A 14,362-nucleotide genomic window follows, 5' to 3' on the forward strand; every position below is an offset into this window, starting at 1 on the left:
TAAAGTGGGGCAATGCGCACCGAGGACGTCCTGGCCGCGACCGCGACCGGTCTGTGGCGCTGGGACAGCGGATCCGGGACCTTCACGCTCGATGCGGAGGCGGCCCGGCTTCTGGAGCTGCCCGCGGGGGGTGGCGTCTTCCGCGAGTCCGCGGTGCGTTCCCGCTTCCACCCCGTCGACTGGAACGAGATCTACGGGGTGGTGAACCTCGCGCTCTCCGAGGGCACCCTCGCCGAGGCCCGGCTGCGGATAGTGGACGGGACGGGCCGGGTGCTGCGCACCGTACGCAGCCGCGCCAAGCCGTTCCCGCCCGAGCGGCCGGACGGGCGGGGCCACATACTGCTCGGCACTCTCCAGGAGGTCGCCGAACCGCATCCGGGCACCACCGGAGCGCCCGCGACCGTCACCGGCGACTGGCGCCGCTCCCGCGAGGCGTTCCTGCTGGACGCGGGCCGGGCGCTGGCCGAGGCCCGGTCGACCGAGGAGGTGCTGCGGGTCGCCGCCTCGCTCTCCATGCCGGGGTTCTCGCCGGACGGCCTGGCGGTCTTCGGCATCGCGGGCGAGCGGCTGACGGTCGTCGGGCACCACGGGCACAGCGTGGGCGACGAGGACCCGTTCACCGACATGCCGCTGGAGACCGACTACCCGGCCGCCGAGGTGGTGCGGACGGGGCGGGCGATCTATCTGCCGTCGCCCGAGGACTACAGCCGCCGCTACCCGGTCACCTGGCCGCTCGCCAGCCGGTTCGGGCGCCGCTCCTGGGCCTTCCTGCCGCTGATCGTCGCGGGGCGCACCATGGGCGCCTGGATGGCGGGCTTCAAGCACCCGGTGTCGTTCACACCGGACGAGCGGTCCGTGCTGACGACCGTGGCCCGGATGCTGGCGCAGGCGCTGACCCGGGCCGGGGTCGCCGAGACCGAGCGGGAGCTGTCGCTGGGGCTCCAGCGCTCGATGATGCCGACGCTGGGCCCGGACATCCCGGGGATGACGGTCGCCGCCCGCTACATCCCGACCGGCGGCGGCCTCCAGGTCGGCGGCGACTGGTACGACATGATCCCGCTCCCCAACGGCCGGATCGCCCTGGTCATCGGTGACGTCCAGGGCCACGACGTGCGGGCCGCCGGGCTGATGGGGCAGCTGCGGATCGCCCTGCGCGCGTACGCCGCCGAGGGGCACCGCCCGGACGCGGTGCTCTCGCGGGCGTCCCGCTTCCTCTCCGGGCTCACGGACGCGTACGAGGACGGTGAGGAGACCGGACCGCGCTTCGCCACCTGTCTGTACGCGGAGACCGACCCGGAGACCGGCACGCTCGACATCGCACGGGCCGGCCACCCCGACCCCGTGGTGATCACCGCCGACGGGACGGCGATGATCCACCAGACCGAGGGCGGAATGCCGCTCGGCGTCGAGACGGACGCCGACTATCCGACGAGCCGGCTCACCCTGGAGCCGGGGGAAACGATCATGCTCTGCACGGACGGGCTGATCGAGACCGGCGGCCATGACATGTTCTCCGGCTGGGACCGGCTGCGGCCGGTCCTGGAGCAGCAGACCGCCGACCTGGAGAAGCTCGCCGACGCCCTCGTGCAGGCCGTGCACGGGCCGACGTCGCACTACACGACGGGCCCGCTGGCAGACCGCCGGGAGGACGACATCGCGCTGCTGCTGCTCCGGTGCGACGGGGGGACGCGGCGCCGGCCGGCGCCCCGGCGCACCGCGCTGACCATCGCGCAGGCCGAGCCGGAGCGGATCGCGGCGGCCCGGCAGCAGCTGCGGGAGCTGCTGCACGACTGGGCGGATCCGGAGCAGGTCGACGCGGCGGTGCTGATGATCTCCGAGATGGCCACCAACGTCCTCGTCCACACGGACGGGGACGCGCTGATGCTCGCGCAGGCGACGGGGGAGCACGGCGAGCGGCGGCTGCGCGTGGAGGTGTCCGACGGCAGCGACGAACTCCCGCACAGGCGGCGCCCCGGGGAGATGGCCTCCAGCGGGCGCGGGCTGGTGCTGATGGAGATGCTCGCCGACGCGTGGGGGGTGGACCCGCGGGGGGCGGGGAAGTCGATCTGGTTCGAGCTGTACGAGTCGGGGCCGGAGAGCTGAGTCAGGCCCTTCCGGGGCCGGGCCGGGGCCGGCGAGCCGAGTCAGGCGCCTTCCGGGGCCGGGCCGGGCCGCGATCCGTCCCCGGGCGCCGGCCCCGGCCCCGGCCGGTCCCCGCGCAGTTCGCCGAGGACGCCGAAGGCCGCCGCGCAGACCGGCACCGCGAGCAGCATGCCCAGCAGGCCCGCCACGCTGGCGCCGGCGGTCAGCGCGATCATGATCATGGCGGGGTGCATCTGCACCGTACGGCTCTGGATCACCGGCTGCAGCACGTGCCCCTCCAGCACCTGCACCGCCAGTACGACCCCCAGCGCCCAGAGCGCGATCACGAACCCCCGGTCGGCGAGCGCCACCAGGACCGCGACCGCGCCCGAGAGGAACGCCCCGAGGTAGGGGATGTAGGCCCCGACGAAGACCAGCGCCCCGAGCCCCACCGCGCCGGGGACGCGCAGGATCAGCAGGCCGACGGTGATGCAGACGGCGTCGATCAGCGCGATGAACGTGGTGCCGCGCATGAAGCCCTCGACGGCTTCGAAGGCCCGCCGGCCCATCGCCTCGACCAGGTCCCCGGTACCGCGCGGGGCGATCGAGTGGGCGAGGCCCGCGGCCCGGTCGGAGTCGCGCAGGAAGAAGAAGGTCAGCAGGAGCGCGAGGACGCTGGTGGCGATGAGCGAGCCGATCAGGCTGAGTCCGGACAGGAGCCCGCCCGCGGCGCTGGCCCCGAACTTCTCGACGAGCTTCTGGGCGTTGGCCACCAGGTCGTCCACGCTGGTGTTCCTGCCGATCCCGAAGTGGTCGACGATCCACTGGGCCACGTCCTTCAGCGACCGGACGATCTGGTCACCGGTGTCGACGAGCGCGGTGACGACGATGTATCCGGCGCCGCCGACCACCGCGACGAGCAGCACACAGGTGAGCCCCGCGGCGAGCGAGCGCTTCAGCCCACGGGCGGTCAGCCAGCGGTGCACCGGTCCGAGCAGCGCCGTACCGAGCAGCGCGAGCAGCACGGGAGTGACCGCGGTCTTGAGGGCGATACACAGCCAGATGGCGACCGCGGCCACCCCGGCGACGAGGAGGACCACGCCGCACCAGGCGGCCGTACGCCGCGCCGCGACGGGCAGGAGGGGTTCAGGAGTCTGCACCCTCCCACCCGATCACGGCGCGGGACGATAATCCGCTCGCACCGCCGTACGAGCGCGGATCGTCATACGCCGACGACGGATGTCACATCCCGTGGACGGCGGGCACGGTGCCGAGGCGGCCGGCCTGGAAGTCCTCGAAGGCCTGCTTCAGTTCGGCCTGGCTGTTCATCACGAACGGCCCGTAGTGCGCCATCGGCTCCCGGATCGGACGGCCGCCGAGCAGCACGACCTCCAGGTCCGGGGCGTGGCCGTCCTGCTTCTCGTCCGCGCGGACGGTCAGCGAGGAACCGGCGCCGAAGACCGCCGTCTGCCCCATGTGGACGGGGCGGCGCTCCGCGCCGACGGTGCCGCGGCCGGCCAGCACGTACGCGAGTCCGTTGAAGTCCTCGCGCCACGGCAGGGTCACCTCGGCGCCGGGGCGCACGGTGGCGTGGATCATCGTGATCGGGGTGTGCGTGATGCCGGGGCCCTGGTGCCCGTCGAGCTCACCGGCGATGACGCGGAGCAGCGCGCCGCCGTCCGGGGAGGCGAGGAGCTGGACCTGGCCGCCGCGGATGTCCTGGTAGCGGGGGTCCATCATCTTGTCGGCCTTGGGCAGGTTCACCCAGAGCTGGAGGCCGTGGAAGAGGCCGCCCGACATCACCAGGGACTCCGGCGGGGCCTCGATGTGCAGCAGCCCGGAACCGGCGGTCATCCACTGGGTGTCGCCGTTCTGGATGGTGCCGCCACCACCGTTGGAGTCCTGGTGGACGAAGGTTCCGTCGATCAGGTACGTGACGGTCTCGAAGCCGCGGTGCGGGTGCCAGGGGGTGCCCTTCGGCTCGCCGGCCGCGTACTCCACCTCGCCCATCTGGTCCATCATGATGAACGGGTCGAGGTACTTGTAGTTGATCCCGGCGAACGCGCGGCGAACCGGGAAGCCCTCGCCCTCGAATCCGCTCGGCGCCGTGGTGACGGCGAGCACGGGGCGGGCCGCCGCGTCGCCGGATGCGGCGACCTTGGGCAGGGTCAGCGGGTTTTCGACAGTCACTGCGGGCATGGGAGCCACCTCCGGGATCGTCCTGCCTTCAATTTAGTTGAATGGTGAACATCCTGCAAGGCTCACTTCATTCCCCCCGCGTTTCGCACCCGCCCGGAGCAACGGAAGAAGGCAGCACAAAGGGCCCGCACCGAGCGGTGCGGGCCCTTGCCGAACGATTCCGACGTCAGCCGTACATGCGGCGCATCGCGAAGTCGACCATCTGCTCCACGGCCTTCGCGTCGAAGACCATGCGGTGCTCACCCTCCATGTCGAGGACGAAGCCGTAGCCGGTCGGCAGCAGATCGATCACCTCGGCCCCGGTGATCACGAAGTACTTGGACTCCTTGCCCGCGTACAGCCGCAGCTCCTTGAGCGTGGTGAACATCGGGATCACCGGCTGCTGGGTGTTGTGCAGCGCCAGGAAGCCGGGGTTGTCGCCACGCGGGCAGTAGACCTTCGACGTCGCGAAGATCTGCTGGAAGTCCTCGGCGGACAGCGAGCCGGTGGTGAAGGCCCGTACCGCGTCACCCAGGGACGGCGGCGAGGGCTCGGGATACAGCGGCTGCTCGCCGTAGCCGCCACCCATCTGCTGCTGTGCACCCGGGTTCTGGTCGTAGCCGTACATACCGCAAAGAGTAATCGGACACATCGGGGCCTTGAGGGGTTGCGTCTTATTACTGACGGGTAGCATCATCGTAGAGGTCAGCTGATATACGCACCGCCAGCTCGTCGCCCACCCGGCCCACACCCCACCCCGGGGCGTTGCGCGCCACTGCTATTGATTACGGAGCCTTCCATGGGGCACTACAAGTCGAATCTCCGCGACATCGAGTTCAACCTCTTCGAGGTCCTCGGGCGCGACAAGACGTACGGCACCGGCCCGTTCGCCGAGATGGACGTCGAGACGGCGAAGAGCATCCTCGACGAGGTCAACCGCCTCGCGGAGAACGAGCTGGCCGACTCCTACGCGGACGCCGACCGCAACCCGCCGGTCTTCGACCCGGAGACCAACACCGCGCCGGTCCCGGCGACCTTCAAGAAGTCGTACCAGGCGTTCATGGACTCCGAGTACTGGCGTCTGGGCCTGCCCGAGGAGATCGGCGGCACCACCTCGCCGCGCTCCCTGATCTGGGGCTACGCGGAGCTGCTGCTCGGCGCGAACCCGGCCGTGTGGATGTACTCCTCCGGCCCGGCGTTCGCCGGCATCCTCTTCGAGGAGGGCAACGAGGCGCAGAAGAAGATCGCCGAGATCGCCGTCGAGAAGCAGTGGGGCTCGACGATGGTGCTGACCGAGCCGGACGCCGGTTCGGATGTCGGCGCGGGCCGCACGAAGGCCGTCGAGCAGGAGGACGGCTCCTGGCACATCGAGGGTGTGAAGCGCTTCATCACCTCGGGCGAGCACGACATGTCCGAGAACATCCTCCACTACGTGCTGGCCCGCCCCGAGGGCGCCGGCCCCGGCACGAAGGGCCTCTCGCTCTTCATGGTCCCGAAGTTCCACTTCGACTGGACCACCGGCGAGCTGGGCGAGCGCAACGGCGTGTACGCGACCAACGTCGAGCACAAGATGGGCCTCAAGGCCTCCAACACCTGCGAGATGACCTTCGGCGACCAGCACCCCGCCAAGGGCTGGCTGATCGGCGACAGGCACGACGGCATCCGCCAGATGTTCCGCATCATCGAGTTCGCCCGCATGATGGTCGGCACGAAGGCCATCGCCACCCTGTCGACCGGCTACCTGAACGCGCTGGAGTACGCCAAGGAGCGCGTCCAGGGCACGGACCTGTCGCAGTTCATGGACAAGACCGCCCCCAAGGTCACCATCACGCACCACCCCGACGTGCGCCGCTCGCTCATGACGCAGAAGGCGTACGCGGAGGGCATGCGCTCCCTGGTGCTGTACACCGCCTCCGTCCAGGACGCGATCCAGGAGAAGGAGGCCGCGGGCGAGGACGCGAAGGCGCTGCACGGCCTCAACGACCTGCTGCTCCCGATCGTGAAGGGGTACGGCTCCGAGAAGTCCTACGAGCAGCTGGCCCAGTCGCTCCAGACCTTCGGCGGCTCCGGGTACCTCCAGGAGTACCCGATCGAGCAGTACATCCGTGACGCCAAGATCGACACGCTGTACGAGGGCACCACGGCGATCCAGGGCCAGGACTTCTTCTTCCGGAAGATCGTCCGCGACCAGGGCGCCTCGCTGAACGCCCTCTCCGAGGAGATCAAGAAGTTCCTCGCCGGCGCCCAGGGCAACGAGGAGCTGGCCGGTGCGCTGGACTCGCTCGCCAAGGCGGCCGTGGACCTGGAGGCGATCGTCGGCACGATGATCACCGACCTCACCGCGACCGGCGAGGACGTCAAGAACATCTACAAGGTGGGGCTCAACACCACCCGCCTGCTGATGGCCTCCGGCGATGTCGTCGTCGGCTACCTGCTGCTCAAGGGCGCGGCCGTCGCGGCGGAGAAGCTGCCGACCGCGACCGCGAAGGACGTCGCCTTCTACCAGGGCAAGATCGCCGCCGCGAAGTTCTTCGCCGCGAACGTCCTGCCGGGCGTCTCGGCCGAGCGCGCGCTCGCCGAGTCCGTCGACAACTCGCTGATGGAGCTGGACGAGGCCGCGTTCTAGCCTCTCCCGAATTCATCGACAGCACCGCCGCCCGGAGCGTCTCCGGGCGGCGGTGCTGTCGTACTGGGCGCCCGTCGACCGGGCCGCTCTAGGATCGGACGTCCGATGACCGGAGGGGGCGGGTTCACTCATGGGTGACAAGGGTTTCGTGGGGACGCGGGGGCGGGTCGTGGCGGCCGGGGCGGTGGCGCTGCTGCTCGCGGGGTGCGGGGGCGGGGGCGGGGACGGCAAGGCGGCCGCGCTCGACAAGGGGCAGGTCGCCTCGGTGCTGCCGGACGCGAAGGCCGTGCCGGGCTGGCGGAACCACATGAAGCCGGAGGCCCAGAAGCCGGTGCCCGACTACCCGCCGACGGTCTGCGTGGCCAGGACGAAGGAGCAGCGGGACACGGCCTGCACCCCGGTCACGTCCTGGGGTGTCTCGGCCTTCGTGCGCAAGACGGACGCGACCACGCTCAACTTCTGGACCCTCGCCTACAAGGACGAGAAGGCCGCGGACGCCGCGTACGACGTCCTGATCAAGTGGTACGGCGGGGACCGGGTCGGCCGGAACGCCGAGAAGGTGGAGATCGGCAGCCCCGGCGCCGAGCGCGAGGCCAACCGCGCGGCGGTCGGCACCATGGCCGGACCGGCCACGATCGCGCAGATCCGGGTCGGCACGACCGTCCTCGGCATCAGCACCGGCACCACGGGCAAAGTGGCCGTCCCCGACAAGGAGGTCAAGGCGTTCGCGGCCATGTTCGCCGAGCGGGCGCAGCAGGCCCAGAACGGCGAGAAGCCCTCGGCGGCGCTGCCGTCGAGCTGAGCGCACGGACCGGCACGACGGTGGTGAAGGCGTCCGGTCCGGTCTCGTTACAGTGAGGAACATGAGTTCCTCCCTCCGCTTCGACCGCGGGCACACCGACGATCTGATGGCCTTCCTGATGGCCTCCCCTTCCCCGTACCACGCCGTGGCCACCGCGGCCGCCCGGCTGGAGAAGGCCGGATTCCGGCAGGTCGAGGAGACCGCGGCCTGGGACGGGACCAGCGGCGGGAAGTACGTCCTGCGCGGCGGTGCGATCGTGGCCTGGTACGTGCCGGAGGGCGCCTCGGCGCACACCCCGTTCCGGATCGTCGGTGCGCACACCGACTCGCCGAACCTGCGGGTCAAGCCGCTGCCCGACACCGGGGCGTACGGCTGGCGGCAGGTCGCCGTGGAGATCTACGGCGGCACGCTCCTCAACACCTGGCTCGACCGGGACCTCGGTCTCGCGGGCCGGATCTCGCTGCGCGACGGCACGCACCGGCTGGTGAACATCGACCGGCCGCTGCTGCGCGTACCTCAGCTGGCCGTACACCTGGACCGGTCGGCCAACCCCGACGGTCTCAAGCTCGACCGGCAGAAGCACATGCAGCCGATCTGGGGGCTCGGGGACGTCGAGGAGGGCGACCTGATCCGGTTCGTCGCCGAGGAGGCGGGCGTCGACGCCGAGGACGTGACCGGCTGGGACCTGATGCCGCACGCCGTCGAGCCGCCCGCCTACCTGGGCCGGGACCGCGAGCTGCTGGCCGGGCCCCGGATGGACAACCTGCTCTCCGTGCACGCGGCGACCGCCGCGCTCGCCGCCGTCGCCGGACAGCCGGACGAGGAGCTCGCGTACATCCCCGTCATGGCCGCCTTCGACCACGAGGAGAACGGCTCGCAGTCCGACACCGGCGCCGACGGGCCGCTGCTCGGCACGGTCCTGGAGCGTTCCGTCTTCGCCCGCGGCGGCACGTACGAGGACCGCGCGCGGGCCTTCGCCGGGACCGTCTGCCTCTCCTCCGACACCGGTCACGCGGTCCACCCCAACTACGCCGAGCGCCACGACCCGACCCACCACCCGGTGGCCAACGGCGGACCGATCCTCAAGGTCAACGTCAACATGCGGTACGCGACCGACGGCAGCGGCCGGGCCGTGTTCGCGGAGGCGTGCCGGAAGGCGGACGTGCCGTGGCAGACGTTCGTCTCCAACAACTCGATGCCGTGCGGCACCACGATCGGCCCGATCACCGCCGCCCGGCACGGCATCCAGACCGTGGACATCGGCGTCGCGATCCTGTCGATGCACAGCGCCCGTGAGCTGTGCGGGGCGGACGACCCGTATCTGCTGGCCAACGCGCTGGCGTCGTTCCTGGCGGGCTGAGCCGCCGCGCCCCGGCCGTGCCCCCGGGCATGGTCGTCGCCGGGCCGGGTACGCGATCCGTACACCGGCCCGGAGCCGCCGGGCCGTCGAGGAGGCGGGATTCATGGGACTCGGAGGATGCATCATCCTCATCGGAGCCGGGGCGATACTGGCCTTCGCCACCGACTGGAAAATGGACACCGTCGACGTCGACCTGGTCGGCTGGATCATGATGATCGTCGGCGTCATCGGGGTCGTCGTCTACTCAAGCATCGCGCGGCGCCGACGGATGGTCGTGCCGCCCAGCACCACCGTCGTGTCCGAGGACGAGCGCCGCTACCCCTGACTCGCGACGTCCGCCGGGTCGCGGCAGGCGCGACCCGTCGTCGACTCCACGGCACCCCCGATATCCTGGGACTTTCCCGTGCCCGACCCCGGGCGCATCCTGCCCGGAAGGGAAGCCCCCCGTGGAGTTCCGGCTGCTCGGCACCGTCTCCGTCGACACGTTCACCGGGCCGCTGCCGCTCGGTCCCGCCAAGCGCCGCAGCCTGCTCGCCGCGCTGCTGCTGTCCGCCAACACCCCTGTCTCCATCTCCAGGCTGACGGACTCGCTGTGGGACGACACACCACCGCTGCACGCCCGCAGCGTCATCCAGGGCCATGTGTCCCGGCTGCGCGCCCTGCTGGTGGGCGCGGACGCGGAGGCGTACGGGGTGGAGCTGGTCACGCTCGGCGACGCGTATGTGCTGCGGCTGCCGGAGACCCTGCTGGACTCGCAGCGGTTCGAGGAGCTGCTGACGCTGGCGCGGGGGCAGCGCAGCCCCGCCGACGCGGTGCTGATGCTCAAGGAGGCGCTGTCCCTGTGGCAGGGCCCGGCGCTCAGTGGCGCGTTCGCCGGACGGCCGCTCCAGGCCGCCGCGCACTCGCTGGAGGAGTCGCGGCTGGCGACGGTCGAGCAGCTGGCGCGCGCCTACGCGGACCTGGGGGAGCACAACCGGGCGGCGGCGGTGCTGCGTGCGGAAGCTGTCGCGCACCCGATGCGGGAGTCGCTGGCGGCGGCGCTGATGACGGCGCTGTACCGGGCGGGGCGCCAGTCGGAGGCGCTGGACTGGTTCCACCGCACGCGGCGGCTGCTCGCCGATGAGCTGGGCATCGACCCGGGACACGAACTCGCCGACGCGTACGCGCTGATCCTGCGCGGCGACCCCGGGCCGGACACCGGCCGGAACGCGCCCGACGGGCCCGGGACCGCGGCACGCGGCCCGGTCCGGGCCGACGGCAGCGGCGGTGACGGCGGCAGCCGCGGCGGCCCCGTTGGCCCGGCCGGCAGCGGCACCGGGCCCGTGCCCGCGGCCCGTCCGGCGGCGGACCGGCGGACCGGACCGGACGGCGATACCGCGGCCGGACCGGACGACCGCCCGGCCGACCGACCGGCCGAGCAGCCCGGCGGCAGGAGCAGCGGCGCGGGCGGCGGCACGGTCGGCGCTCCCAGCCTCGCGCCGCCCCGCCCGCTCCCCGTGCCGTCCCTCGCGGGTGAGCCGCACCCCACCGATCTGCTGCCCCGCGCACCCCGCGGCTTCCAGGGGCGGGCCGCCGAGCTGGCCGCGCTGACCCGGGCCGCGGCGGGCGAGGCACCCGTCTGCCTGGTCACCGGACCGGCCGGAGTGGGCAAGACCGCGCTGGCCCTCCAGTGGGCGCACCGCAATCAGGCCGCCTTCCCGGACGGACGGCTCTTCGCCGATCTGCGCGGGTTCAGCGACACCGGCGAGCCCGCGCTCATCGAGGTGCTGCGCGAGTTCCTGCTGGCGCTCGGCGTCGCACCCCGCCGTGTCCCGGAGTCCGTCGCGGCCGCGGCCGCGCTCTTCCGCTCGCTGACCGACCGGCGCCGGCTGCTCGTCGTGCTCGACAACGCCCGCCACTCCGCCACCGTCCGGCCGCTGCTGCCGGGCGGCACCGACTGCGTCACGCTCGTCACCAGCCGCCACCGGCTGGAGGGCCTCATCGCCTCGGACGCGGCCCGTCCCGTGCCGCTGGACGTGCTCGAACCGCCGGACAGCACGGCCCTGCTGGCCGGGGTGCTCGGTGAGGACCGGGTGCTCGCGGAGCCGGTCGCGGCCCGCCGGCTCGCCGAACTCTGCGGCGGGCTGCCGCTCGCGCTGCGGGTCACCGCGGCCCGGCTGGCCGGGCGGCCGACGTGGACGCTGGCCGGTCTCGCCGACGAACTGGCCGACGAGCGCAGCCGGCTGACGTTCCTCGACGTGGACGACACCGGTGTCTCGACCGCCCTGCGGCTGACCGTGCAGCAGCTGCCGCAGGACGCCGTCCACCAGCTGGCCCGGCTCGGCCACCACCCCGGCAGCCACTTCGACCCGTACACGGCGGCCGCGCTGGCCGGTACCGACCCGGTCGTCGCCACGGCGGCGCTGGAGCGGCTCGCCGCCGCCCATCTCGTCACCGAGACGGGCCCCGGGCGCTGGATACTTCACGACCTGGTGCGCCTCTACGCCCGTGGCATGGACCCCGAGGGCGGCCCCGACGCGCTCATCGGGGTGCTCGACCACTACATCGCCACCGCGCTCGCCGCCGCCGACACGGCCGAGCCCGGCGGCGAGCCCTGCTTCGTCCTGCCGGAGGACTACCACCGCCCCGTCGCCGTACGGGACTTCGTGGACCGGCCGACGGCGATGCACTGGCTGGCGGCCGAGCGCGACGACCTCGCACTGGCCGCCGTGGCGGCCCGTACCGCCGGGTTCCACGACCGGGCGTGGCGGATCATCCTGCTTCAGTGGCCCCAGGTGGTGTGGCGGGTGCGGGACAGCTGGTCCCCGCTGCTGGAACTGGCGCTGGACTCCGCCCGCGCCCGCGACGACGCGTACGCCGAGTCACGGGTGCTCAACCTGCTGGGCTGGGTGCTGACCGAGGAGGGCCGGACCGCCGAGGCCGTCGCCCTGCTGGAGCGCTCGCCGGTGCTGGCCCGGCAGGCGGGCGACCGGCTCGGCGAGGCGACCGCGCTGATCAACCTCGCCGTCGTCCAGGCCGAGCAGGGGGAACTCGACACGGCGCTGGAGGACTGCGGGCGGGCCGTCGAGCTGGCCCGGGAGGAACAGGACGCGCACACCGAGATGCTGGCGCTCCAGCACCTCGCACGGATGCAGCTCACCGCGCAGCGGCCGCACGAGGCCCTCGAATCCGTCCGGACCGCACTCGACCTGGGGCCCGAGCACGAGGAGATCGCCCGCAGGGTCCTGCTGCTGACCACCAGCGGCGAGGCCCGGCTGTCGCTCGGCGAGGAGGACGAGGGGATCCGGCTGCTGGACCTGGCGGCCGAGGAGGCGGAGAACTCCGGTTACGACGAGGGCGCGGTGCGGGCCCTCCAGGCGCTGCTGCGGGTGACGGCGGAGCCGGATTACCTCAAGCGGTACGAACAGGCGGTCCGCCGGCTCACCGAGTACGGCTGAGCCCGTCCGGCTCCGGGCCGGGCCGTCAGCCCTGCTCGTCCATTCCCGCCAGCACCAGCGGCAGCCGGGACGCTCCGCCTGCGCCCACGCGGACCGGGACGCCCCAGTCCTGCTGGTGGACATGGCAGGCCGGGTACTCGTTCGCCGGGTCGTCGTCGCAGGACGCCGCCATCGCGGACACGTGCAGGACGCCCTCGGTGACGTCGTCGGCCAGGACCAGGTCACGGAACAGGTCCGTCCCCGGCCCCGCACCCTGTGCCAGCAGCTCCGGCGGGGTCGCGGAGACCAGCAGCCGGGTCGAGGGACCGTACCGGGTGTCCAGCTTCTGCCCGGCGGGCGCCTGGAAGACCACATCGAGCCGGAGCGTGCCCGGGGCGATCTCGGTGGCCGCCCGCTGTGTGCGGTGCGCGCGGTCGGCGACGCGTACGGCCTCCTCGGGCAGGCGCAGCCGGGTCAGCCGGTGCCGGGCGGACTCGACGACGACGAGATCGCCGTCGACCAGCACGGCGTCGCTGGGCTCGCGCAGATCCGTGGCCAGGGTGGTGACCTCGTCGCTCGCGGGGTCGTAGCGCCGCAGCGCGTGGTTGTACGTGTCGCAGACGGCAACGGACCCGTCGGGCAGCGCGGTCACCCCGAGCGGGTGCTGGAGCAGGGCCTGTCCGGCGGCGCCGTCGCGGTGCCCGAAGTCGAAGAGCCCGGTGCCCACGGCGGTGCGGACGGCGAAGCCGGTGCCGTCGCGCTCGACGTGGCGCACGGAGGACGTCTCCGAGTCGGCGACCCAGAGCCGCTCGCCGTCCGCCGAGGTGGCCAGCCCGGACGGCTGGGCGAACCATGCCTCGTCGGCCGGCCCGTCGACCAGGCCCTCGTTGGTCGTGCCCGCGGCGACCCGCACGGTCTGCGTCGCGGGGTCGTACGTCCACAGCTGGTGCACGCCCGCCATGGCGATCCACAGCCGGTCCGCGAACCAGGCGACGTCCCAGGGCGAGGAGAGGTCGACCTCGCGGGCCGGTCCGGACGTCGGCGAGCCCTGCCACCACTGACGGCCGGTGCCGGCCAGCGTGGTCGTCTCCCCGGTCGCGGGGTCGAAGGCGCGGATGGCGTGGTTGACGGTGTCCGCGACCGCGATCCGGCCGTCCGGCAGCACGGCGAGACCCTGGGGCTCGGAGAACCGGACCGCCTCCGGCCCGCCGTCGCCGAACCCCCGCTCGCCCGCGCCGATGTGGCGGCGGACCGTCTCGCCGTCGCTCTCGATCTCGACCAGCCGGTGGCGGGTGGTGTCGGAGACGAGGAAGCCGCCGTCCGGCAGGAGCAGAGCCTTGCCGGGGAAGCGCAGATGCGTGGCGACCGGTTCGGGCGCGACATAGGGGCCGTCGCCGCAGCGCAGCGTGCCCTTCGCCGCGTGCTCGGCCTCCAGCTCCTCGACCAGCTTCGCGATGGCGTGCGCATGGCCCTCGCCTGCGTGCTGGGCGACGACATAGCCCTCGGGGTCGATGACGACGAGCGTCGGCCAGGCCCGTACCGCGTACTGCTTCCAGGTCGCCAGTTCCGGATCGTCGAGGACCGGGTGGTGGACCTCGTACCGCTCGACGGCGTCGACGACGGCCTGGTGCTCGGCCTCGTGGACGAACTTCGGCGAGTGCACCCCGATGATCACCAGGGTGTCGCGGTGTTTCTCTTCCAGCTCGCGCAGCTCATCGAGGACATGCAGACAGTTCACACAGCAGAAGGTCCAGAAATCCAGGACCACAATGCGTCCTCGCAGGTCAGCGAGGGTGTACTGCTGGTCGCCTGTGTTGAGCCAGCCACCCTTGCCGACCAGCTCGGGGGCCCTGACGCGCGCACGTGTTGCCATGTGAACAGTCAACATCACCGTGGCG

At 72.4% G+C, this 14,362-nt stretch carries 10 protein-coding genes; 6 read left to right on the forward strand and 4 right to left on the reverse strand.

Annotated elements, in window-relative coordinates; all coding sequences use genetic code 11:
* Positions 1 to 12: 12 nt before the first annotated feature.
* The gene (locus EES42_RS21025) at positions 13 to 2,103 is read left to right on the forward strand and encodes an ATP-binding SpoIIE family protein phosphatase (protein ID WP_124719787.1); all 2,091 of its coding nucleotides are present in this window, start codon (positions 13 to 15) and stop codon (positions 2,101 to 2,103) included.
* Between the two features lie 41 nt (positions 2,104 to 2,144).
* On the opposite strand, the gene EES42_RS21030 is transcribed toward EES42_RS21025, so the two are convergent.
* The 3 genes from EES42_RS21030 to EES42_RS21040 all read right to left on the reverse strand — a co-directional run bounded on the left by EES42_RS21030 (position 2,145) and on the right by EES42_RS21040 (position 4,888).
* Positions 2,145 to 3,242, reverse strand: coding sequence for an AI-2E family transporter (locus tag EES42_RS21030; protein ID WP_124719788.1), 1,098 nt, complete (start codon positions 3,240 to 3,242; stop codon positions 2,145 to 2,147).
* Positions 3,243 to 3,324: 82 nt separating this feature from the next.
* Positions 3,325 to 4,281 (reverse strand): pirin family protein, encoded by a 957-nt coding sequence (locus tag EES42_RS21035; protein WP_124719789.1) that lies wholly within the window; start codon positions 4,279 to 4,281, stop codon positions 3,325 to 3,327.
* 166 nt (positions 4,282 to 4,447) lie between these two features.
* Positions 4,448 to 4,888, reverse strand: a complete 441-nt coding sequence (locus tag EES42_RS21040) for an SseB family protein (protein WP_072487501.1) — start codon at positions 4,886 to 4,888, stop codon at positions 4,448 to 4,450.
* Positions 4,889 to 5,059: 171 nt separating this feature from the next.
* Between EES42_RS21040 and EES42_RS21045 the strand changes: the two genes are divergently transcribed.
* From EES42_RS21045 to EES42_RS21065, 5 genes are all read left to right on the forward strand, one after another.
* Positions 5,060 to 6,886: an acyl-CoA dehydrogenase gene (locus EES42_RS21045; RefSeq protein ID WP_124719790.1), complete on the forward strand. Its 1,827-nt coding sequence runs from the start codon at positions 5,060 to 5,062 to the stop codon at positions 6,884 to 6,886.
* Between the two features lie 130 nt (positions 6,887 to 7,016).
* Entirely contained in the window at positions 7,017 to 7,688 is a 672-nt protein-coding gene (locus tag EES42_RS21050; protein WP_124719791.1) for a hypothetical protein, read from the forward strand.
* A 61-nt stretch (positions 7,689 to 7,749) separates the two neighbouring features.
* Positions 7,750 to 9,048: a M18 family aminopeptidase gene (locus EES42_RS21055; RefSeq protein ID WP_124719792.1), complete on the forward strand. Its 1,299-nt coding sequence runs from the start codon at positions 7,750 to 7,752 to the stop codon at positions 9,046 to 9,048.
* A 103-nt stretch (positions 9,049 to 9,151) separates the two neighbouring features.
* The gene (locus EES42_RS21060; protein WP_124719793.1) at positions 9,152 to 9,373 is read left to right on the forward strand and encodes a DUF6458 family protein; all 222 of its coding nucleotides are present in this window, start codon (positions 9,152 to 9,154) and stop codon (positions 9,371 to 9,373) included.
* Between the two features lie 121 nt (positions 9,374 to 9,494).
* Positions 9,495 to 12,485 (forward strand): AfsR/SARP family transcriptional regulator, encoded by a 2,991-nt coding sequence (locus EES42_RS21065; RefSeq protein ID WP_124719794.1) that lies wholly within the window; start codon positions 9,495 to 9,497, stop codon positions 12,483 to 12,485.
* Between the two features lie 25 nt (positions 12,486 to 12,510).
* Here the strand turns inward: EES42_RS21065 and EES42_RS21070 are convergent, their stop codons facing one another.
* On the reverse strand, positions 12,511 to 14,337 hold the full coding sequence (locus tag EES42_RS21070; protein ID WP_124719795.1) for an NHL domain-containing thioredoxin family protein: 1,827 nt from the start codon (positions 14,335 to 14,337) through the stop codon (positions 12,511 to 12,513).
* Between the last annotated feature and the right edge of the window lie 25 nt (positions 14,338 to 14,362).

The sequence above is a fragment of the Streptomyces sp. ADI95-17 genome (assembly GCF_003846175.1).
Lineage (GTDB): Bacteria > Actinomycetota > Actinomycetes > Streptomycetales > Streptomycetaceae > Streptomyces > Streptomyces sanglieri.

Bases quoted from the DNA above. Each gene is read 5' to 3' on its own strand.
- EES42_RS21070 (WP_124719795.1), bottom strand. From the start codon at position 14,337: ATGGCAACACGTGCGCGCGTCAGGGCCCCCGAGCTGGTCGGCAAGGGT.
- EES42_RS21040 (WP_072487501.1), bottom strand. From the start codon at position 4,888: ATGTACGGCTACGACCAGAACCCGGGTGCACAGCAGCAGATGGGTGGC.
- EES42_RS21025 (WP_124719787.1), top strand. From the start codon at position 13: ATGCGCACCGAGGACGTCCTGGCCGCGACCGCGACCGGTCTGTGGCGC.
- EES42_RS21035 (WP_124719789.1), bottom strand. From the start codon at position 4,281: ATGCCCGCAGTGACTGTCGAAAACCCGCTGACCCTGCCCAAGGTCGCC.
- EES42_RS21045 (WP_124719790.1), top strand. From the start codon at position 5,060: ATGGGGCACTACAAGTCGAATCTCCGCGACATCGAGTTCAACCTCTTC.
- EES42_RS21050 (WP_124719791.1), top strand. From the start codon at position 7,017: ATGGGTGACAAGGGTTTCGTGGGGACGCGGGGGCGGGTCGTGGCGGCC.
- EES42_RS21060 (WP_124719793.1), top strand. From the start codon at position 9,152: ATGGGACTCGGAGGATGCATCATCCTCATCGGAGCCGGGGCGATACTG.
- EES42_RS21055 (WP_124719792.1), top strand. From the start codon at position 7,750: ATGAGTTCCTCCCTCCGCTTCGACCGCGGGCACACCGACGATCTGATG.